This is a genomic window from Curtobacterium sp. MCLR17_039, assembly GCF_003234745.1.
GTDB lineage: Bacteria > Actinomycetota > Actinomycetes > Actinomycetales > Microbacteriaceae > Curtobacterium > Curtobacterium flaccumfaciens.
In genome coordinates this window covers 158,124-177,858 of the sequence record NZ_QKTF01000004.1, presented here as the reverse complement: position 1 = coordinate 177,858, position 19,735 = coordinate 158,124, and the positions used below count along the sequence as shown (strand labels likewise).

The window sequence follows — 19,735 nt, the reverse complement described above, 5'->3', positions numbered from 1 at the left end:
ACAAGCGCATCGTTGTCATTTCGTACTGCACCGCTGAAATGCTACGTTTCCCCCATCGACCAGTTCGGATGGTGGGGGGACGATGGGGATCGAGTTCGACGACGCAGCCGCGTCGCGGTTGGCCGACTGCGCAGCCGAGGTGGCGCTCTCGCTGCGTGCCAGCGCCCAACCACGACGGAACAACGCCGAGGCCGCCCTGCACGACTTCGACGGCGCCTACTCGCGGCTGTTCGAGGCCGCTCGGGTGACGGAGTCGCAAGACCGAACCCGGTTGGCGACGGCGCTCGAGTCTCTGGTCGAACAGGTTCGGACCGCGCAGCGGCAGGCAGACACCGAACGCGAGCGGTTGGCGGACGTCGCCGCGTGGCGGCAGCGCGAAGCCGACCGTGACCTGGTGCGCGCCGGTGGCGGGCTCCCGCTGCAACCCGTGCTCGACTGGAGCAGCTCGGTGTTCGACCCTGAACCATCGGGCAGGCCGCAGCGACCTTCTCCGGTGTCCGCGGTGTTCAGCGCGCGTTCGCGGCAGCGCACCGGTGGCCGGTCCGGAGGACGGAGCGGGGCAGATCCCGCTCGGCTGCGGAAGTTCGCTGCCGTGGCCCGGGTGCAGGACTCCTCGACGGAGCAGGATCTCGTGCGGATGCGCAACGCGTGGGCTGTGTTCCGCAACCGTTGCAGCTGGGTCCCGGTCGACAGGGCGTCATTGTCAGGTGGTTTCGCCGACTACCTTGCCGAGAACGCCGACGACGCGTCGTGGATCGATCGGATCGCGAGCGCGTTCAGGGCCGCTGGCGGCGGTTCCCTCGCGAACGCTGCGCTCGACGTCGCCGGCACCTCCAAACTTCCACTCGGGCTGCAGCGGCTGCTCGATCCGTCCCTGACCCCGGCTGAGGTCGCAGCGGCCTGGGCCGCGCTCGGCTTCACCGACGCCGACGTCCGGGCGTTGCCCCTGGCCACGCAGCTGCAGTTCGCAGGACTCGACGGCGTCCCGGCAGCGCAGCGCGACATCGCGTCCAGGGCCGTCCTCTCGGCCGCGGTACGAGACCCGGAGCGGCTGTACCGGCTGATGGGGCTGCCCTACACCTACGGTGCGGTCAGCCTCGACGAGTTCCGGAAGCAGGTGGTGGCACTTCGGGACGGCCTCCGTGACGCCGACGATCTCGCGCGCACCATCCCCCGGCCGTCGAGGGCCGTGGCACAACTTGTCGGGTTCGGCGTGTCGGACGGCTCACTCGTCGCCGCAGTCGTCCTCGGCGACCTGGACACCGCGTCGAACGTGACGGTCAACGTCCCCGGGGCGACAACTGCCGTCGACAGCATGGACGAGAAGGTCCGCGCCGCCAACGGTCTTCTGGGCACCGCGTGGAAACAGCGCCGGTCTGAATCATTCGCGGTCGTGTCCTGGATCGGGTACCACGCACCGGGCGCCGTCGAAGTCCCCAGCCAGGCGCGCGCGACCGCGGGTGGGGCGAATCTCGCCTCGTTCCTCGACGGCATCCACGACAGCCGCGGCAGCGCGCCGCGGTCGCTGACCGTCCTCGGGCACTCCTACGGGTCCACCACCGCGGCCGAAGCGCTCGCGCAGACTCGGTACCGGGTCGACTCGCTCGTCACGTACGGCTCCGTCGGATTCACCGACACCACGACTCCCGAGCATCTCAACGTTGACCACGTGTACGCGACCGAGGGGTCCGCTGACCACACAGCGATCCTCGGCCGGATCGGACGGACCGATCCACGCGACCTTCCGGACGTCGAAACGTTCGGCGCTGATGATTCCCCTGGCGGCAGCGCCGTCACCGGGCACGACATGTTCCCGGACAGCGGTGTCGGCTACCTGTCCCGAGATGCCACCGCACAACAGACCATCGCGAAGATCATCGCGACGGGGACGCCATGATGAAGACCATGCGACCGATGCTCCGTGCCATCACGACTGCTGCCCTGACGCTCGGGCTGCTGTCGGGGTGCGCGGGAGGAGGAACCCAGATGCCCACCGATGCAGCCGGCCTGACCCAGCACGAGGTCGCCGAGATGTCCCTGCACCAAGAGTTCGACGCCTACCGCGACCACTACGAACACATGCAACAACTCCTGCGGAACGCGCAACTCGAAGTCCACGACGGCGAATGGGAATGGGGCGGCGGCGACGACGTCCCCGGCATCGGCGGAGACGGCGTCGCACCCCTGCCCGGCTCCGACACGAAGAACAGCTACGACATGAGCACCACCCGGCTCTGGTCCCCGCCCAGCGGCACTGACCAACAGCAGGCACTCAAACCGATGATCGACTACTTCACCGAGCAAGGCTGGACCATCGAACGCCGCACCATCACCGGCGACCAAGAAATCTGGGCCACCACCGGCGACGGCTGGCAGATCCAGTACACCGCCCAAGAGAACGGCGACAACCCCCTCACCGTCTACAGCGAACCTTTCTGGACCAACGACGCACACAAGCTCCGGCGAGCCGTGGCAGGACGCTCCCAGGCCGACTTCCCTGATCGTTCCCTCCCCGGCGTCTACCCGGCGTTCCCCCAATGGGACGACCCGATCATCAACCCACCGAAGATCTGACCGATGCTCCGCGCCATCACGACCGCTGCCCTGACCCTGGGACTGCTGACCGGGTGCGCAGCAGGAGGAACCCAGATGCCCACCGACGCAGCCGGCCTCACCCAGCACGAGGTCGCCGAGATGTCCCTGCACCAAGAGTTCGACGCGTACCGCGACCACTACGACCACATGCAGCGACTCCTGCGGAACGCGCAACTCCAGGTCCACGACGGCGAATGGGAATGGGGCGGCGGCGACGACCTGCCCGGGATCGGCGGAGACGGCGTCGCACCGCTGCCCGGGTCCGACACCAAGAACAGCTACGACATGAGCACCACCCGGCTCTGGTCCCCGCCCGGCGTCATCGACCAGCAGCGGGACCTGCAGCCGATGATCGACTGGTTCACCGACCAGGGCTGGCACATCGAGCAACGCACGATCACCGGCGACCGCGAAGTCTGGGCCACCACCGGTGACGGCTGGCAGATCCAGTACGCCGCGCAGGAGAACGGCGACAACCCCATCACCGTCTACAGCGAACCCTTCTGGACCAACGACGGTGATGCCTTGTCGAGCGCCATCTACGGACGGTCGACGGTCACGTTCCCGGATCGATCTCGCCCGGGCGTCCACCCAGCTTTCCCGGAATGGGTGATCCCATCGTCAACCACCCCAAGATCTGACACGACACGACACGACACGACACGAGTCGGCAGTGGGGGGGGACCCGAGCCCCATCAGCTCGGAACGCTCCCCACGTCGTCCACGTCGGTGTTCCACAGCGCCCGGTACCACGCGGTGCGCTCCGGGTCGTCCGGCAGCCCGTACGCCCGGTGGAACAGCGGCTCCCACCCGGGTCCGTAGTTCCAGCCGAGAGCCATCGTCGCCACCGCGATGTCGGCCCAGCGGTCGGCGACGCCCATCGCGTCCAGGTCGACGTGCCCGCTCCACCGCCGATCCGCACCGATCAACGTGTTCGGGGTGCACGGGTCACCATGACAGACGACGGTCCGGTCGGCCGGCGGCTCCGGACCGAGACCGCCCGGGCCGCGGCCGGCGTCGGTCTCGGCGTCGACGACCGCCGCACGCGCGCGATCGAGCCGGTCCGCCGTGGACCACGTGAACGGGCAGTCGTCGACGGGCAACGTGTCGTGCAGCGCACGCAGCCCCTCGCCCACCGCGACCACCGCGGTCCGGGGTTCGTCGTGCCAGCGCGGGTCGACGGCGCTCCACCCGGGCACGGCACGGGTGTGCAGCCAGACGCCGTCGTCGTCGGTGCCGTGGTCGAGCACCTCCGGCACCCGGGCGTACCGGGACGCCCACGTCAGCCGCGCGGCCTCGCCGCTGATCCACGAACCGTAGGCGTGCGGCAGGACCTTCACGAACTCCTCGGCCTGCGCATCCGGTCCGATGCGGAACGTCGTCCCGCCGATCTGGTTGTGCCAGACGAGCGCGAACTCACGCCCTCGCGCGACCTCGGTGACGATGCGCGGCACCGGGACCGTCTCGCCCGGCCGGGGCAGTCCACCGATCGAGCGCACCACGGTGATGCTCAGTGCACGCGGTCCGGGCGGGAGGACCCCGACCCACCGCGGGCGATCTCGAGCAGCACGGGCAGGCGTTCGCCGAGCAGGGCGTCGAGGTCGGCGACGACGGCCTCGACCCGTTCGGTGATCTCGCGCGGCGCGGCCCCCCGGCGCGGACGGACCCGCACCCGGATCGCGCGGCCTCCGCGGACCCGGTAGACGTCGACGGCGAGCGACCCGACCTGCGGCATGTCGCCGATGGCCGAGGAGAGCGCGTGCTGCACGGCGGTGGCCTCGATGCGCACCGAGCCGGCGACGCCGTCGGCCGAACCGTCGCTGTCCACGACGGTGCTCTCGCGGCCACCGCCGAGCGTCGTCAGCACGACGAGGGCGAGCACGCCGAGCACGACGCCACCGCCGAGCACGCAGGTCCAGGCGAACACCGAGTCGTCACGCGATGCCCCGGTGCCGAGTCCGGCGAGGGCATCGCCGACCGTGCGCCACCACGAGGCGACGACGGGCAGCCCCTGGGCGGTCTGCACCAGGATCGCCGCCACCCCGGCGACGAGCAGGACGAGCCCGAGCAGGACGAGCGCCGTCCGGCCGAGCCCACGGTTCGTGGCGTTCATCCGTCCACCCGCCCGGTCGGCTGCACCCGGACCCGCGCGACCAGCGGCGGCTGCGCGTCGATCGCGGTGAACTCCCGCTCGACGGCCTCGGTCGCGGCGACCGCGGGGACGTCCACCCCGGCTGCGGGCCGGAGCACGACGTCGACCGTGCGGCGGCCGACAGTGCCCACGGCGGCGTCGGCGCCCAGACGGGTCGCGGAACGGGCGGCGCGGGCCGCAGCGGAGGCCAGGACCTCGTCGTCGACGACCACTGCGAGCCGGTCGGACGACATCACGTGCCGCGGACGGCGCTGGGGCAGGATCCCCTGCAGCAGCAGGACGAGCCCGATCAGGGCCACGACGGCGCCGATGCCGATCACGACGGTGGTCTCGAGGCCGTCCGGGGCCGCGAGCGCGGCGTCGACCACGGCACGGGGGTCGACACCCAGGACGTTCTGGTCGAGCAGGACGAGCGCACCGGCGAAGACCGCGGCGGCGGCGAGCACCAGGGCGATGAGCATCGCGACGACGACTGCGGCGGAGCGGGAGACGTGGGTCTCGCGGCGCAGCAGGCGGCGGTAGGTGGCGTGGTGGTCGTCGTGCGAGGGGCCGGCGGGGACGACCGACTCGGTGCTCCCGACGGCGGGGGCGGCGGTCACCGGACCCTCCGCGGGGTGTCCACGACCGACGAGGCGAAGGTCACGGTCACGCGGGCGACCTGTCGGCCGGTGATGGTGCGGAAGCGCTCGGCGATCGTGCCGCGAGCCCGGTGCGCCGCGGCGACGACCGGTTCGTCGGGGAGTGCGTGCGAGCCCAGCACCGGCAGGGCGAGCGGGGCGGTGATCTCGACCGCCAGGGCGCCGCGACCATCGTCGGCGACCCGGGCACGGACCTCCCGGAAGGCCACGCGCAGTGCTTCGGCGGCGACCGCCTGGGCGGTGTGCACCAGCGCCGACGTGCCGATGCGGTCGGAGCCGCGGAGCCGGACGCCGCTGTCGCCGGTCGTGGCGACGGCGGCGTCGCTCACGACGAGCTCCGGCGTCCGCGCAGCACGTCGAGCAGGCGGCGGAAGTCGACGTCACCCGTGACGATTCGGGCGACCAGAGCGCCGACCGCCATGCAGACGGCGACGACGACGAACGCCCAGAACCCGAGCGTCACGGCGACGATCGCGAGCAGGGCGCCGGTGCCCATCCCGACGACGGTGGCGTTCACCGGACTCGACCGTCCCGGGTGTCGAGCTCGTCCGCGACGCCGTTGAGCGCCGGGATGTTCACGTCGTTGATGGCGATGTTGACCTCGGTGACCTCGAGGCCGACGAGTTCGGTGACGGCGTTCGTCACGGCGGCGCGGACCGCGGAGGCGACCTCCATCATCGGCGTGGGGTAGTCGACGACGATGGTCAGGTCGACCGCGACCTGGGTCTCACCGACCTCGACGCGGACGCCCTGGCCGAGCGCGCTCGAGCCGATGGCGTCGCGGATGGCACCGAACGCCCGCGAGGCGTTGCCGCCGAGCGCGAAGACACCGGGGACGTCGCGGGCGGCGATGCCCGCGACCTTCGCGACGACCGTGTCGTCGATGATGGTCCTGCCCTTGGCGGTGACCTGCGTCGTGGTGGTGCCGGCGGGCTGGGTGCTCCCGGCCCCGGTGCCGAGCGTGGCCCCGGTCGTGGTCCCGTCGACGCGGTTCGTCGTCGATGCCATTGCTGCCTCCGTGCGATCGATTGCTGGTCTCCAGCGAACACCATCGTGCCGTACGCCGCACAGGCGGCGCACGTGCCGCACGCCGCACAGGCGACGCACGCCGTACGCCGCACAGGCGGCGCACGTGCCGCACGCCGCACAGGCGACGCACCCGCCGACCTCGTCGTCAGTCGGCACCGGTAGGTTCTTGTTCCATGCGCGTCGCGACCTGGAACGTGAACTCCGTCCGCACCCGAGTGGGTCGGATCGTCGACTGGCTGGTGCGTGAGGACGTCGACGTCCTCGGCATGCAGGAGATCAAGTGCAAGCCGGAGCAGTTCCCGGTCGAGCAGTTCGAGGCTGCGGGGTACCACGTCGAGGCGCACGGTCTGAACCAGTGGAACGGCGTCGCGTTCGCCAGCCGGCTGCCGATGGAGGACGTCACCCGCGACTTCCCCGGCCAGCCCGGGTTCCTGAAGGGCCACGAGGGGCCGGACCTGCCGGTCGAGGCCCGCGCGATCGGCGTCACGGTCGACGGCGTGCGGCTCTGGAGCCTCTACGTGCCGAACGGCCGCGAGGTGGGCGACCCGCACTACACGTACAAGCTCGACTGGCTCGCCCAGCTGGCCGACCGCACCTCGGAGTGGATCCAGGCGTCGCCGGAGACCCCGCTCGCACTGATGGGCGACTGGAACGTCGCACCGCTCGACCAGGATGTCTGGGACATGCGGGTCTTCGAGGGGTCGACCCACGTCAGCGACCCCGAGCGGGCCGCGTTCCGCGAGTTCGAGGCGCGGGGTCTGCAGGACGTCGTCCGCCCGATCGTGCCCGACGGCTACACGTACTGGGACTACAAGCAGCTGCGGTTCCCGCGCAACGAGGGCATGCGCATCGACTTCGTGCTCGGCTCGCAGGCCTTCGTCGACGTCGTCACCGACGCCTCGATCCACCGGAACGAGCGCAAGGGCGACGCCCCGAGCGACCACGTGCCCGTGGTGGTCGACCTCGACCTGGACACGTCGCTCGACGACGACCGCCCGATGATCTTCTGATCGGAGTCCGGTCACTGGCCCGGAGCGACGACGCACGTCCGGCTCTGTTACGCCCGGCGTCCGCCGTGATTGAGCCGTCCGTCACGCCGACGTAGGTTTCCTGCACCGAACCCCTTCGAGAGCAGGTGAAGCCATGTCCCGCACGACGATCCTTCCCATCCAGCGCCTCATGGCGACCGCGGCCCCCGGTGCGTGGCGCGACGGCATCGTCGTCGAGACCCGCGCAGCCGACGCCGTGGTGCTGTTCCTCGACGGGAGCATCACGCAGCTGCGGGTGGCGGACGCCGACGGCGTCCTGTCGGTCGGCGAGCCGGTCGCCCACCACCCGGTCGCAGAGATCCTCAGCGCCGGCGGTCGACAGACCACCGCACGCGTCGCGTAGCGCAGGCGGAGCGGTTCAGGCGGAGCGGTTCAGGCCGCCATCGAGTCGAGCATCGCCTGGCACTTCGACACCATCTCGTCGCAGGCCATGGCGCAGTACCGGCACGACTCGTCCATGTCCTGGTGCCGGCGGCACTCGGCGGCACACGCGGTGCCCATCGCGACGACGGCCATGAGCATCGCCTGCATCGCCGCGGTGTCCATCCCCATCGGACGCATCATCATCCGCATGCCGGTGTCGGCGAGCATCGCGGTGTTCGAGCACATCGCGGCGCAGGTCGCCATCTCGCCGCCCATCCGCATGTCGGCCGCGGAGCACATCGTCGCCGCCATCGACGCGGCGTTCATCGCCATCATCGTGTCCTGCATCATGTCCATGTCCATCTCCATGGGCATGTCCGTCATCGACATGTTCTTCATCATCGCCATCGTGTCCATCGCCGGTCTCCTCGTCGTGGTCGTCGGTCACGGGGCGGTCCGCCCCGCGTGCCCGCCAGGGTACGCGCGTGCCGTCCGCGCTTCGTGAGCAGAACGGGTCGGGTCGGCGGACGCGACCCGACCTCTGCTGCTCACCATCGGCGGTGGTCGCCACCACGGCCGGACGGGAGGCCCGGTGCGGCCCCGCCACGGGCCTCCCGTCCGCTGCGTCGCGCGACCACGGCGCGCTACGGGTGCAGCAGGGCGGCGATCGCGACGAGCACGGGCACCGAGCCGAGCGTCGAGATGAGCACGACGTCGCGCGCCACCGGGACCGCTGCCCCGTACCGCTGCGCGTAGTTGAAGACGTTCTGCGCCGCCGGCAGGGCGCCGAGGGTGGTGAGCACGAAGACCTCCTGGTCACCGAGCCCGAACACGAAGCGTGCGAACACGAACGCCACGGCCGGCATCACCACGAGCTTGATCGACGACGCGACGATGACGTCGGTGCGGATCGCCGGGTCCCGCAGCGGGGTCGCACCGTGCAGGCTCATCCCGAACGACAGCAGCACGACGGGCACCGCGGCCGCGCCGACGAGCGAGAACGGCTCGAGCACCGGGTCGGGCAGCGTGATCCTCGTCGCCGAGCACACGAGCCCGACGAGCGAGGCGATGATGATCGGGTTCCGGAACGGCCCCGCGATCCGCCGACCCCACCCGCCGCCGCCCGCGGTCGCAGCGTCCAGGATCGTCAGCGCGATCGGGGCCATCACGACGAGCTGCAGCAGGATGACGGGCACGACCGCGGTCGCCTGGCCGAGCACGTACACGGCCACCGGCAGTCCGATGTTGTTCGCGTTGACGTAGCTGGACGCCAAGGCGCCGACGGTGGTCGTGGTGACGGGGCGACGCAGCACGAGGCGGAACACGGCCGCGGCACCGAGGGCGACCACGGCGGCACTCAGCAGCGAGACCCAGAGCATCGACGACAGCAGCGACGCGATGTCGGCGGTCGCGATGGTGTGGAACAGCAGGCACGGCATCAGCACGAAGAACGCGAGCCGACTCATCACGAACTGCGCGTGCGGGCCCAGCAGACCGATGCGTCCGACGACGTACCCACCGGCGATGATCGCGCCGATGATCGCGAAGCCGGTCAACACGCCACCCATCCCGTCCATCCTGGCACCTGCCGGCAGTGATGTGACGTCACTCAGGTCGGAAATGCGTACGCATCGAATACCGTTGAGCGCATCATGACCTCGACGAACGCCGACACCCTCACCCGGTCCACCGACTCCAGCCAGCCGCTCGTGCCGCTGCTCGAGGAACGCTGGAGCCCCCGCTCCTACGACGAGACCGCGACGATCTCGGACGACCAGCTCGACGCCGTCCTCGAGGCCGCTCGCTGGGCCCCCTCGGCCATGAACTTCCAGCCCCGCCGCTTCATCGCCGGCCGCCGTGGCACCGAGACCTTCCGGAAGATCAACGAGAACCTGCTCGGCTTCAACGCCGCCTGGGCCTTCCGCGCCAGCGCCCTCGTCGTCGGCGTGCTCGAGACCGTGACCGCCGACGGTGAGGAGCGCCCCTTCGCGCAGTACGACCTCGGCCAGTCGCTCGCCGCTCTGACCGTGCAGGCGCACGCCGAGGGGCTGCACGTGCACCAGATGGCGGGCATCGACGCCGCCGGGCTCCGCGCCGCGTTCGACCTGCCCGAGCGGTTCCTGCCGTACACGGTCACGGCCGTCGGCACCGTCGCGCACCCGTCGCAGCTCGACGACAAGGCCGCCGAGCGCGAGGTCGCCCCGCGCACCCGCATCCCCCTCGACGAGGTCGTCCTCGTCAAGGAGTGAGCACCGGCGGCACCGCCGCCCGCGATCGCCACGACGGCCGCGTCCCTGCGGGGGCGCGGCCGTCGGCGTACCATGACGTGACATGGATCAGCACCAGGACGACGCCCCGCCGGAGATGAACTTCTACACCCGGAAGTGGGTGCGACCCGAGGACCTCAACGCCAACGGCACCCTGTTCGGCGGCAGCCTGCTCCGCTGGATCGACGAGGAAGCCGCGGTCTACGCGATCATCCAGCTCGGCAACGGCAAGGTCGTCACGAAGTACATGTCGGAGATCAACTTCCTGTCCTCGGCGAAGGAGGGCGACATCGTCGAGATCGGCCTCGTCGCCACCCGGTTCGGCCGGACGTCGCTGACCATGCGGGCCGAGGCGCGCAACCTCTTCACGCACCGCAGCATCCTGACGATCGACGAGGTCGTCTTCGTGAACCTCGACGAGGACGGCAACCCCGCACCGCACGGCTACACGGACATCACCTACGCCCGCGACCGGGTCCCCGCCACGCACCGCGCGTGACCCCGCAGACATCGCGCACCACCCGGGCACCCGGGTGGTCGCACCCTGCGGGTGGTCGGCGGGCTCTGGCAGGATCGGTGGCATGACCACGCCCCGCCTCGTCGCCTTCGACCTGGACGACACGCTCGCCCCGTCGAAGTCCTCCCTCGACCCCCGCATGCTCGAGACCTTCGCGTCCCTGCTCGAGGTCGTGCCGGTCGCGGTCATCTCCGGCGGCAACTTCACCCAGTTCGAGCAGCAGCTGGTCACCCCGCTCCGGCAGCGCGAGGGCCTGACGCTCGACGCCCTGCACCTCCTGCCGACCTGCGGCACCCGGTACTACCGCTGGGAGGACCAGGACTGGGCACTGCAGTACGCCGAGGACCTCACCGACGAGCAGAAGGACCGCGCCCTCGCCGCGGTCGAGGCCCGTGCGAAGGAAGCCGGGTACTGGGAGTCCGAGACCTGGGGCGCCATCCTCGAGGACCGCGGGTCGCAGATCACGTTCTCCGCCCTCGGTCAGTCGGCCCCGGTGGACGTCAAGAAGCAGTGGGACCCGACCGGCGAGAAGAAGGACCACCTGCGCCGCCTGGTGCAGCAGGACCTGCCCGACCTCGAGGTCCGCTCGGGCGGCTCCACGAGCATCGACATCACCCGCAAGGGCATCGACAAGGCCTACGGCATGCAGCGTCTGGCCGAGATCACCGGCATCGCGCTCGACGACATGCTCTTCGTCGGCGACCGGCTCGACCCCGAGGGCAACGACTACCCGGTCAAGGCGCTCGGCGTCCCCTGCCACGCGGTCGAGGGCTGGGAGGACACCGACGCGTTCCTGACGGAGCTCATCCCCACCCTGCGCTGAGCGCGCGGCGGACGGGAGGCCCGTGGCGGGCCCGCACCGAGCCTCCTGTCCGTCCGCGGTCGCGTCCAGAGCCGCGAACGCGACCGACGCAGCCGGGCACTCAGCCCAGGCTGCGGACGGCCTCGACGAAGGCGCGGATCTTCGCGGGGTCCTTGACGCCGCGCTCGGACTCGACGCCGCTCGACACGTCGACGCCGTCGGGGTCGAGTGCCTCGACCGCGGCGACCACGTTGGCCGGGGTCAGCCCACCGGCGAGGATCCAGGCCTCGTCCACGCCGTCGATCGTGGCCGGGTCGACGAGCCGCCCGCTGCCGGGCACGGCGGCGTCGAGCAGCAGCAGGTCGTGGTCGAACGCAGCGCGCTGTTCGGGCGTCTCGCGCAGGTAGTCCTCGGCCGCGATGGCCCGGATGGTGAAGAAGCCGGCATCGCGCGCGCGGGCGAAGTCGGACGCCGACTCGCCACCGTGCAGCTGCAGCGTGGTGAGCCCGACCTCGGAGGCGATGCCCACGATCTCGTCGATCTTCTGGTCGCGGAAGACCCCGACGGCGTCGATGCCGTCCGGCACCCGCTCGACCAGTTCCTTCGCCAGGTCGGCGGTGACCGTCCGGGGGCTGCCCGCCGCGAAGACGAACCCGACGGCGTCGGCACCCGCGTCGATGGCGGCGTCCACGGTGTCGGGCGTCGACAGGCCACAGATCTTGATCCAGCGCTGGTCGGTCATGCTGTCCATCCTGCCAGGGCGCTCCGGTGCTCGGAGCACGGAGCCGCCGAGCGGGTCAGTGCAGGGCACCCGCGACGTAGGCGGCCACGCAGGCCGCGGTGACGCCGAAGGCCGCGAAGGACCCGACCAGGACGTTCCGCCGGCGCCAGCGACGCACGGCGGAGAACGTGCCGCGCTTGGCGTGCCGGTGCGCGGCGCGGTGCATGCGGTGGTCGCGCTGGTGCTTCACCCGTTCCGGGCCGAGCGGCACCGGGCCGGTGATCTGGGTGGACCCGCCGCGCAGCGCGTTGGCGATGGCGACCGCCGTGGGCCGGCGCTCCGGGTCGCGGGCGGTCATCCGGCTGAGCAGCTCGCGCCACTCGTCGGCGACGTCGTCCGGGATCTCGGGATCGCGACGGAGCCGGGCGAGTGCGGCCTCGATCAGGGTGCCCGAGTACTCCTGCTTGCCGGTCAGCGCCTCGAGCAGGACGAGCCCGAGCGAGTACACGTCGGTGGCGAAGCTGATCGGTTCGCCGGCGACCTGCTCCGGGCTGAGGTAAGCGGCGGTGCCGATGACCGTGCCGTCGTTCGTCAGGCGGGAGCCGTCGACGAAGTGGGCGACGCCGAAGTCGGTGAGCTTGACCGTGCGGGCGAACCCGGACGAGCCCTCGTCGCTGATCAGGATGTTGGCGGGCTTCACGTCGCGGTGCACGATGCCGCGGGAGTGCACGTAGGCCAGGGCGTCGGCGAGCTGCGCACCGAGGTCGGCCACCTCGTAGTTGTGCAGGGCGCCCTCGGACAGGCGGCGGAGCAGCGTCGTGTCGGCGATGAGCTCCATCACGATGAACCGGTGCGGGCCGTCCTCGAACTCGTGGGTGCCGGCGTCGTACAGCGGGATGAGCCCCGGGTGGGAGAGCATGCTGAGCAGCCGGATCTCGCGCTCCTGGCGGACGCGGTCGGCGGTGGTCATCTTGTCCGGGGTCGCGAAGAGCTTCACGGCCACGGCCCGGTACGTGTGCTCGTCACGGGCTTCGTAGACGGATCCCATGCCGCCGGTGCCGATGAGCTTCACGAGCCGGTACCGCGCAGAGAGGACGGTGTCCGCCCGCGCGCTGTCCAGCAGGGTCATGGTGTCCGTCGTCCCGTCCGGAGCCCGTGGTTCCGCGGCCGCTGCCGACGTGTGGACTCAAGGGAAACGGTACGCGTCCGACTCTCGATCCGCATGGCCGTTACGACATCGTGATCGCCGTACTCCCCCGGGTTTCCGGGGATCGACGGGGTACAGTCCGACCTCCACCAGGACGAGGAATCGCGCAAGGAGGACAGCATGGCGTTGTCGAAGGGTGACGAGGTGCACTGGAACACCTCGCAGGGCAGGACGACCGGCACGCTCGTGCGCAAGCGGACGAGCGACTTCGAGTTCGACGGGCAGCACTTCAGGCCGACCGACGACGACCCGTACTGGATCGTCGAGTCGGAGAAGAGCGGCAAGCAGGCCGCCCACAAGGAGTCGGCGCTGACGAAGGCCTGAGGCTCAGTCGCGGGCGGGCTCGGCGCGACGACGACCCCGGGCACCGCCCACGGCAGGGCTGCCGGCGGCGTCGTCGTGGTCGTCGGGGCCGCCGGTGCGCCGCTCGGCGCGCACACGGCGGATCCGGCGCACGACGAAGGTCACCACGACCGCGGCGATCGCGACGTAGAGCACGCGGTCGATCCACTCGGTGTACGCCTCGACCTGGTCGTACTGCGACCCGAACGCGGCACCGAGCAGCACCAGCGCGCTGTTCCAGATGCCGCTCGCGATGATCGTGAACACCGAGAACGTGCCGAGGTGCATGCGGTCGGCGCCGGCCGGCAACGAGATGAGGCTGCGGACGATCGGGACGAACCGGCCGAAGAAGACCGCGCTCTTGCCGTGCCGGTGGAACCAGCCCGCTGCCTTGCGGAAGTCGTCCTCGTCGACGAGGGGCAGCTTGCCGAACCACCGTGTGGTGCGTTCGAACCCGATCTTCGCGCCGAGCCAGTACAGCACCAGCGCCCCGAGGTACGAGCCGATCGTCGCCAGCACCAGGACCAGCACGAGGTTCATCTGGCCGGCGCCCGCGAGGAACCCGGCCAGCGGCAGGATGACCTCGGACGGGATGGGCGGGAACACCGTCTCGACGAAGAGCATCAGCCCGACGCCCCATTCCCCCAGGGCGTCGATCAGCTGGAGCACCAGGCCGGAGAGTCCCCCGAGGTCCGAGGGAGCGGTGGAGTCGCCACTGGCGACGGTCATGGCACGGGCGGTCACGGCAGTCGTCATGCCCCCAGCATCCCTGAACGCCCTGTCAGGACCCGGCGCGCTCCCTGGGTGTCAGCCGAGTCCCATGTGGACGGATCGGACGTGCGCGAGCGACCGGGCGAGCGCACCCCGGGCCACGGCGTCCCGCCCGACGGTCGACGGGGTGAACGCCACCGGGTGCCGGAGCTGCGGCGTGACGATCTCGTCGAGCGCGGCGCAGAACACCTCCGCCGCCGGCAGGACCTCGCCACCGACGACGACGACCTCGGGGTCGATCGTCGTCACGAGCTGCACGACGCCGGGTGCCACGTCGGCCGCGAACGCACAAACGGTCTCGACGGCCGACACCGAGCCCTGGGCGGCCGCGGCGAAGACGGACTCGAGGTCCGTGTCGGACGGGATCCGGGCCTCCAGGCGGGCGGGTGCGGCGGGCCAGCCGGTCGAGGCGATGCCGCCCATCTCACCGGCGGCACCGCGCGCACCGCGCGCCAACGAGCCGTCGACCACCAGGGCGGCACCGATCTGCCGACCCATCACCAGGTACAGGCCGTCCCGGACGCCGTGGAACCGACCCCACCGGGCCTCGGCCGTGGCGGCCAGCTTGGCGTCGTTGTCGAAGAAGGTGGCGACCCCGGGGAAGAGGTCCTGGATCCGGCCGGGCACCCGTCGCTCGACCCACTCCGGCACCGCGACCGTGTAGTCGATCGCCCCGTCGCGGTCGACGACCGCCGGGACGCCGAACGTGGCACCGAGCACCGGCGCTCCACCGGCGGGGCCGCCGACCGCGCCGCCGACGGGCGACGTCAGCCGTCGGACCACGTCCTGCACGCTCGACCAGGCCTGTTCGGCGTCGGCGAGGTCGGTGTAGCGCTCCTCGACGCGGGCGAGCGTGACGCCGCGCAGGTCCGCCCGCACGCCGACGATGCCGTGCAGGCCGAGGTCCACGCCGAGCACGGAGCCGGCCGACGCGTCCGCCGCGAAGCGCTTGGCGCGACGACCGGCCTTGTTCGGGGTCGCGATCGCCTCGGCCTCGGTCACCCAGCCCTGGTCGACCAGGTCGGCGAGTGCGGCCTCGACCGTGGGGCGGGAGAGTCCGACCGTGCGGCCGAGCTCGGTGACCGTGCGGGAGACGTCGTCGCGCAGGAGCTCGTCGAGGATGGCCCGCGAGTTCATCTGCCGCAGGACGCCGGGGGTCGTCCCCACGACACCGGGGATCGAGCCCGCGACGCTCGGGGTCGTTGACACGGTCTGCTCCACGGTCATAGCCTCCACATTACGAAAGATCATTGAGGAATGGTGGCTCCGACATGCTCGTCCCACGACCGCGCCGCACCGCTCCCGGTGCCGGGGCCTTCGAGATCACCCCGTCGACCCGGATCGCCGCCGACCCGGCGAGCGAGTCCGTCCGACTGTACCTGCAGCAGACCCTGCGGGGATCGACCGGGCTGCCGGTGCGGGATGCCCTCGACGACACGGCACCGGGGGCCGGCACGATCGCGCTGCGCGTCGCCGACGACCCGTCCCTGCCCGCGGGCCCGACGACGCCGGAGGGCGACCGGGTGGAGTCGTTCCGCCTCACGGTGACACCGGACGGCATCGACGTCGTCGGCGGTTCGCCCGCCGGGGTCTTCTACGGCGTGCAGGCCCTGCTGCAGCTGCTGCCCCCGGACGTGTACCGCAGCGGCCGGGTCGCGACCGGCCCGTGGTCCGTCCCCGCCGTGGTCGTCGAGGACGCCCCGGCCTTCGCCTGGCGCGGCGTGATGCTCGACGTCGCCCGCCACTTCCGCACGAAGCACGAGGTCATGCGGGTCGTCGACCAGCTCGCCGCGCACCGGATCAACCGCCTGCACTTCCACCTCACCGAGGACCAGGGGTGGCGCATCGAGATCCGGAAGTACCCGCGCCTGACCGAGGTCGGCTCCTGGCGTCGGGAGTCCCAGGTCGGCGCGCACGTCCCGGGGCCCGACGGCACACTCGTCGTCGCTGGGTTCGACGGCCGCCCGCACGGCGGGTACTACACGCAGGACGACGTCCGCGAGATCGTGGCGTACGCGGCCGACCGGTTCGTCACCGTCGTCCCCGAGATCGAGACCCCCGGGCACGTCCGTGCGGCGCTGGCGGCCTACCCGTCGCTCGGCGTCACGGGTGAGCCGGTCGAGGTGTGGACCGAGTGGGGCATCGCCGACGACGTCCTGAACGCCGAGGACGCCACGATCGAGTTCTTCAAGGACGTCCTGGACGAGGTCATCGCGCTCTTCCCGTCCGGCTACATCGGCATCGGCGGCGACGAGTGCCCGAAGGTGCAGTGGGAGACCGACCCGCGCACCCAGGAGCGCATCCGCGAGCTCGGGCTGCAGGACGAGGAACAGCTGCAGGCCTGGATCATCGGGCAGCTCGCCGCACACGTCGAGTCGCACGGCCGGCGGGCGTTCGGGTGGGACGAGATCCTCGAGGGCGGCACGCTCGACCCCTCGGCGACCGTGGTCTCCTGGCGCGGGCTGACCGGCGCACGCACCGCCGCCCGCCGCGGGCACGACGTCATCTCGTCGCCGGACGACCAGGTGTACCTCGACTACCGCCAGAGCGACCTGCCGACCGAGCCGATCCCGGTCTCGATCGTGCTCACGGTCGACGACGTCTTCGCCTTCGACCCGGTGCCGTCCGGACTCACCGACGCCGAGCGCGCCCACGTCATCGGCGGCCAGGGCAACATGTGGACGGAGCACGTCGACTCCGCCCGTCGACTCGACTACCAGCTCTTCCCCCGCGTCGCCGCCCTCGCCGAGGCACTGTGGTCGGCGGACGTCACCGGGCCACGCGACCTCGCCGAGTTCCGCGGACGCCTGGCCGAGCACACCGCCCGGCTCGAGGCCATGGGCATCGAGTACCGGCACGAGGCCGGGCCGTTCCCGTGGGAGCAGCGACCGGGCGTGCCGGGTCGCCCGCACTCGCGCGAGGAGCGTGCGGCGTACATCGACGCGGTCACGGCGAACATCGCCGAGTAGCGCGCGTCGAGCGGTCGCGACACCCCGCTCGGTTCCGCCGAGCGGTCAGGTTCCGACGTGTGGGCGCCACGCCAGCGACGTGACGTGACCGCTCGACGCGCGGCCGGCGGTGCGTCGCGACCACACGACGGACGGGAGGCCCGGTGCCAGCTGGCACCGGGCCTCCCGTCTTCCCTGGGGTCGCGTCGACTACGCGGCGACCGGTGCGCGCTGACCCACCGTCTCGCCGGCCACGGCAGCCTCGTTGCCCGCAACGGCCTCGTCGACCGGGCGACGACGGACCCACTTCTTCAGCGCGACGAGCACCAGCGCGGACACCACGGTCCCCGCCAGGATCGCGACGACGAACATCAGGACGTCACCGATCGCGAAGAAGACGAAGATCCCGCCGTGCGGCGCTCGCGAGGTCACGCCGGCAGCCATCGAGATCGCACCCGTGATCGCGGCACCGACCATCGACGCCGGGATGACGCGCAGCGGGTCGGCAGCGGCGAACGGGATCGCACCCTCGGAGATGAAGGACGCACCGAGCAGCCACGCGGCCTTGCCGTTCTCGCGCTCCGGCTTCGTGAAGCCCTTGCGGTAGAGCACGGTCGAGGCGAGTGCGAGTGCGAGCGGCGGCACCATGCCGGCCGCCATGACGGCGGCCATGATCTCGAACGGCACCACGTTCGTGGCGGTCCCGGCACCGAGCCCGGCGACGGCGAACGCGTACGCCACCTTGTTGACCGGACCACCGAGGTCGAACGCCATCATCAGGCCGAGGATGATCCCGAGCAGCACGGCCGAGGCACCGGACAGCGAGTTGAGGAAGGCGGTGAGTTCGGTCATGACCCAGGCGATCGGGCCACCGAGCACCAGGAGCATCAGGCCCGAGGCGATGATCGAGGCGAACAGCGGGATGATCACGACCGGCATCAGGCCGCGGAGCCAGCGCCAGGTCGGGATGCGCCCGATCCAGTACGCGGCGGCACCGGCGATGAGGCCACCGACCAGACCACCGAGGAACCCGGCGTTCATGAACACGGCGATGGACCCGGCCACGAAGCCCGGTGCGATGCCGGGACGGTCGGCGATGGCGTAGGCGATGTACCCGGCGAGTGCTGCGACCAGGAACCCGAGCGACACGGACCCGATCTGGAACGCGGCGGCGCCGAGGTAGTAGCCGAGGCCCTCCGGCGGCAGGTTCAGCAGGGTGTAGTTGGTGAGCGTGAAGACGGCGTTGTTCTGGCCCGAGTCACCGTGGGTCAGCGCGATGCCGTACCCGGAGAGCAGGAAGCCGAGCGCGATGAGGAGCCCGCCGCCGGCGACGAACGGGATCATGTAGCTGACGCCCGTGAGCAGCCAGCGCTTGAGCGCCTGCCCGAAGTGCTCGTTCGACTTGTTCGTCTCGCCCTCGACGGCGGCGCCGCCCTGCACGCGTGCGGCGTGCGGGTCCTCCGAGGCGCGAATGGCCTCGGCGATCATCTTGTCGGGCTCGTCGACACCGCGCTTCACGGGTCCGGACACCAGCGGCTTGCCGGCGAACCGACCGCGGTCGCGGACGTCGACGTCGACCGCGAACACCACGGCGTCGGCCCGGGCGATGAGCGCCGGGTCGAGGGGTTCGACCTGCGAGGACCCCTGCGTCTCGATGTGCATCTCGGCACCGGCGCGCTGGGCTGCGGCGACGAGAGCGTCGGCCGCCATGTAGGTGTGCGCGATCCCGGTCGGGCAGGCGGTGACGCCGACGAAGACCTTGCGGCCCGCCTCCGGCGCGGTGGCCGGATCGGAGGCACTGCTCGCCTTCCCGACGCCGGCCTCGGCCACTTCGCCACTCACCTCGTCGTCGACCAACCGGACGATCTCGTCGGCCGTGGTCGCGGCGCGCAGCGCGGCGGTGAAGTCCTCACGGATGAGCGCGCGGGCCAGGGTCGAGAGGACCGTCAGGTGGTCCTTGTCGGCCCCCTCGGGCACGGCGATCATGAACACGATGTCGGCGTCGCCGTCCGGAGCACCGAAGGGCACCTTCCGGGCCAGGCGCGAGAACGCCAGCGTCGGCTCGGACACCGACGCCGACCGGGCGTGCGGGATGGCGATGCCACCGGGGACGCCCGTGCCGACGCTCGCCTCGCGCTTGATGGCGTCGTCGGCGAGCGTGGTGCCGTCGGCGGCGCGGCCGGTCGCGGCGACGCGGTCGGCGAGCACCCGGATCACGTCGGTCGACGTGGCGCCGAGGTCCTCGTCGAGGCCGACGAGCTGTGCGCTGATGAGGCGCGGACTCGAGTCTGCGGACATGTGCTTGCTCCTTCGCAATGGCGCTGATCGCGCGGT

The 19,735-nt window shown here is 71.4% G+C and carries 23 protein-coding genes; 10 read left to right on the top strand and 13 right to left on the bottom strand.

Annotation, left to right across the window (positions count from 1 at the left end; genetic code table 11):
- Window positions 1–82 precede the first annotated feature (82 nt).
- Both DEJ00_RS06485 and DEJ00_RS06480 read left to right on the top strand, forming a co-directional pair.
- Entirely contained in the window at window positions 83–1,897 is a 1,815-nt protein-coding gene (locus tag DEJ00_RS06485) for an alpha/beta hydrolase (protein WP_111056772.1), read from the top strand.
- A gap of 17 nt (window positions 1,898–1,914) precedes the next feature.
- Entirely contained in the window at window positions 1,915–2,574 is a 660-nt protein-coding gene (locus DEJ00_RS06480) for a hypothetical protein (RefSeq protein ID WP_181440097.1), read from the top strand.
- 716 nt (window positions 2,575–3,290) lie between these two features.
- Here DEJ00_RS06480 and DEJ00_RS06470 read toward each other — a convergent pair.
- From DEJ00_RS06470 to DEJ00_RS06445, 6 genes are read right to left on the bottom strand one after another with little or no spacing between them, the layout of a single operon-like run.
- Window positions 3,291–4,097, bottom strand: a complete 807-nt coding sequence (locus tag DEJ00_RS06470) for an aminoglycoside 3'-phosphotransferase (RefSeq protein WP_111056769.1) — start codon at window positions 4,095–4,097, stop codon at window positions 3,291–3,293.
- Between the two features lie 8 nt (window positions 4,098–4,105).
- Window positions 4,106–4,708 carry a hypothetical protein gene (locus DEJ00_RS06465; RefSeq protein WP_111056768.1) on the bottom strand — a complete coding sequence of 201 codons (603 nt, stop codon included), beginning with the start codon at window positions 4,706–4,708 and terminating at the stop codon, window positions 4,106–4,108.
- Window positions 4,705–5,346 carry a hypothetical protein gene (locus tag DEJ00_RS06460; protein WP_111056767.1) on the bottom strand — a complete coding sequence of 214 codons (642 nt, stop codon included), beginning with the start codon at window positions 5,344–5,346 and terminating at the stop codon, window positions 4,705–4,707. Before DEJ00_RS06460 ends, DEJ00_RS06465 begins: the two co-directional genes overlap by 4 nt.
- Window positions 5,343–5,714: a hypothetical protein gene (locus DEJ00_RS06455; protein ID WP_027464858.1), complete on the bottom strand. Its 372-nt coding sequence runs from the start codon at window positions 5,712–5,714 to the stop codon at window positions 5,343–5,345. The genes DEJ00_RS06460 and DEJ00_RS06455 overlap by 4 nt, the downstream gene beginning before the upstream one ends.
- The gene (locus tag DEJ00_RS06450) at window positions 5,711–5,902 is read right to left on the bottom strand and encodes a DUF2273 domain-containing protein (RefSeq protein ID WP_027464859.1); all 192 of its coding nucleotides are present in this window, start codon (window positions 5,900–5,902) and stop codon (window positions 5,711–5,713) included. The genes DEJ00_RS06455 and DEJ00_RS06450 overlap by 4 nt, the downstream gene beginning before the upstream one ends.
- Complete coding sequence (locus DEJ00_RS06445) at window positions 5,899–6,393, bottom strand: Asp23/Gls24 family envelope stress response protein (RefSeq protein ID WP_110858766.1); 495 nt, start codon at window positions 6,391–6,393, stop codon at window positions 5,899–5,901. Before DEJ00_RS06445 ends, DEJ00_RS06450 begins: the two co-directional genes overlap by 4 nt.
- 194 nt (window positions 6,394–6,587) lie before the next feature.
- Between DEJ00_RS06445 and DEJ00_RS06440 the strand changes: the two genes are divergently transcribed.
- Both DEJ00_RS06440 and DEJ00_RS06435 read left to right on the top strand, forming a co-directional pair.
- Window positions 6,588–7,424, top strand: coding sequence for an exodeoxyribonuclease III (locus DEJ00_RS06440; RefSeq protein WP_111056766.1), 837 nt, complete (start codon window positions 6,588–6,590; stop codon window positions 7,422–7,424).
- 133 nt (window positions 7,425–7,557) lie between these two features.
- Complete coding sequence (locus tag DEJ00_RS06435) at window positions 7,558–7,806, top strand: hypothetical protein (RefSeq protein ID WP_027464862.1); 249 nt, start codon at window positions 7,558–7,560, stop codon at window positions 7,804–7,806.
- 29 nt (window positions 7,807–7,835) lie between these two features.
- Here DEJ00_RS06435 and DEJ00_RS06430 read toward each other — a convergent pair whose 3' ends face one another.
- Window positions 7,836–8,183 carry an aldehyde dehydrogenase gene (locus tag DEJ00_RS06430; protein WP_258373565.1) on the bottom strand — a complete coding sequence of 116 codons (348 nt, stop codon included), beginning with the start codon at window positions 8,181–8,183 and terminating at the stop codon, window positions 7,836–7,838.
- On the opposite strand from DEJ00_RS06430, the gene DEJ00_RS18460 reads away from it, so the two are divergent.
- The gene (locus DEJ00_RS18460) at window positions 8,182–8,331 is read left to right on the top strand and encodes a hypothetical protein (protein ID WP_181440117.1); all 150 of its coding nucleotides are present in this window, start codon (window positions 8,182–8,184) and stop codon (window positions 8,329–8,331) included. The two genes, DEJ00_RS06430 and DEJ00_RS18460, sit on opposite strands and share 2 nt — an antisense overlap.
- Window positions 8,332–8,470: 139 nt before the next feature.
- On the opposite strand, the gene DEJ00_RS06425 is transcribed toward DEJ00_RS18460, so the two are convergent.
- The gene (locus tag DEJ00_RS06425) at window positions 8,471–9,394 is read right to left on the bottom strand and encodes an AEC family transporter (RefSeq protein ID WP_111056764.1); all 924 of its coding nucleotides are present in this window, start codon (window positions 9,392–9,394) and stop codon (window positions 8,471–8,473) included.
- A gap of 84 nt (window positions 9,395–9,478) precedes the next feature.
- Between DEJ00_RS06425 and DEJ00_RS06420 the strand changes: the two genes are divergently transcribed.
- From DEJ00_RS06420 to DEJ00_RS06410, 3 genes are all read left to right on the top strand, one after another.
- Window positions 9,479–10,075, top strand: coding sequence for a nitroreductase family protein (locus tag DEJ00_RS06420; protein ID WP_027464865.1), 597 nt, complete (start codon window positions 9,479–9,481; stop codon window positions 10,073–10,075).
- An 82-nt stretch (window positions 10,076–10,157) separates the two neighbouring features.
- Complete coding sequence (locus tag DEJ00_RS06415; protein WP_017886352.1) at window positions 10,158–10,592, top strand: acyl-CoA thioesterase; 435 nt, start codon at window positions 10,158–10,160, stop codon at window positions 10,590–10,592.
- An 82-nt stretch (window positions 10,593–10,674) separates the two neighbouring features.
- Window positions 10,675–11,433 (top strand): HAD-IIB family hydrolase, encoded by a 759-nt coding sequence (locus tag DEJ00_RS06410; RefSeq protein WP_111056763.1) that lies wholly within the window; start codon window positions 10,675–10,677, stop codon window positions 11,431–11,433.
- Between the two features lie 100 nt (window positions 11,434–11,533).
- Here the strand turns inward: DEJ00_RS06410 and DEJ00_RS06405 are convergent, their stop codons facing one another.
- Together DEJ00_RS06405 and DEJ00_RS06400 are read right to left on the bottom strand one after the other, a co-directional pair.
- Complete coding sequence (locus DEJ00_RS06405) at window positions 11,534–12,154, bottom strand: phosphoribosylanthranilate isomerase (protein ID WP_027464868.1); 621 nt, start codon at window positions 12,152–12,154, stop codon at window positions 11,534–11,536.
- 55 nt (window positions 12,155–12,209) lie between these two features.
- Window positions 12,210–13,262, bottom strand: a complete 1,053-nt coding sequence (locus DEJ00_RS06400) for a serine/threonine-protein kinase (protein WP_071246475.1) — start codon at window positions 13,260–13,262, stop codon at window positions 12,210–12,212.
- A 198-nt stretch (window positions 13,263–13,460) separates the two neighbouring features.
- Between DEJ00_RS06400 and DEJ00_RS06395 the strand changes: the two genes are divergently transcribed.
- Window positions 13,461–13,664 (top strand): DUF2945 domain-containing protein, encoded by a 204-nt coding sequence (locus DEJ00_RS06395; RefSeq protein ID WP_027464869.1) that lies wholly within the window; start codon window positions 13,461–13,463, stop codon window positions 13,662–13,664.
- Window positions 13,665–13,667: 3 nt separating this feature from the next.
- Here the strand turns inward: DEJ00_RS06395 and DEJ00_RS06390 are convergent, their stop codons facing one another.
- Window positions 13,668–14,438 carry a DedA family protein gene (locus DEJ00_RS06390; RefSeq protein WP_232536580.1) on the bottom strand — a complete coding sequence of 257 codons (771 nt, stop codon included), beginning with the start codon at window positions 14,436–14,438 and terminating at the stop codon, window positions 13,668–13,670.
- A 51-nt stretch (window positions 14,439–14,489) separates the two neighbouring features.
- Window positions 14,490–15,680, bottom strand: a complete 1,191-nt coding sequence (locus DEJ00_RS06385; protein ID WP_181440096.1) for an ROK family transcriptional regulator — start codon at window positions 15,678–15,680, stop codon at window positions 14,490–14,492.
- A 44-nt stretch (window positions 15,681–15,724) separates the two neighbouring features.
- Between DEJ00_RS06385 and DEJ00_RS06380 the strand changes: the two genes are divergently transcribed.
- Window positions 15,725–17,422: a beta-N-acetylhexosaminidase gene (locus tag DEJ00_RS06380; RefSeq protein ID WP_111056761.1), complete on the top strand. Its 1,698-nt coding sequence runs from the start codon at window positions 15,725–15,727 to the stop codon at window positions 17,420–17,422.
- Between the two features lie 189 nt (window positions 17,423–17,611).
- Here DEJ00_RS06380 and DEJ00_RS06375 read toward each other — a convergent pair whose 3' ends face one another.
- Entirely contained in the window at window positions 17,612–19,699 is a 2,088-nt protein-coding gene (locus DEJ00_RS06375; protein WP_111056760.1) for a fructose-specific PTS transporter subunit EIIC, read from the bottom strand.
- Between the last annotated feature and the right edge of the window lie 36 nt (window positions 19,700–19,735).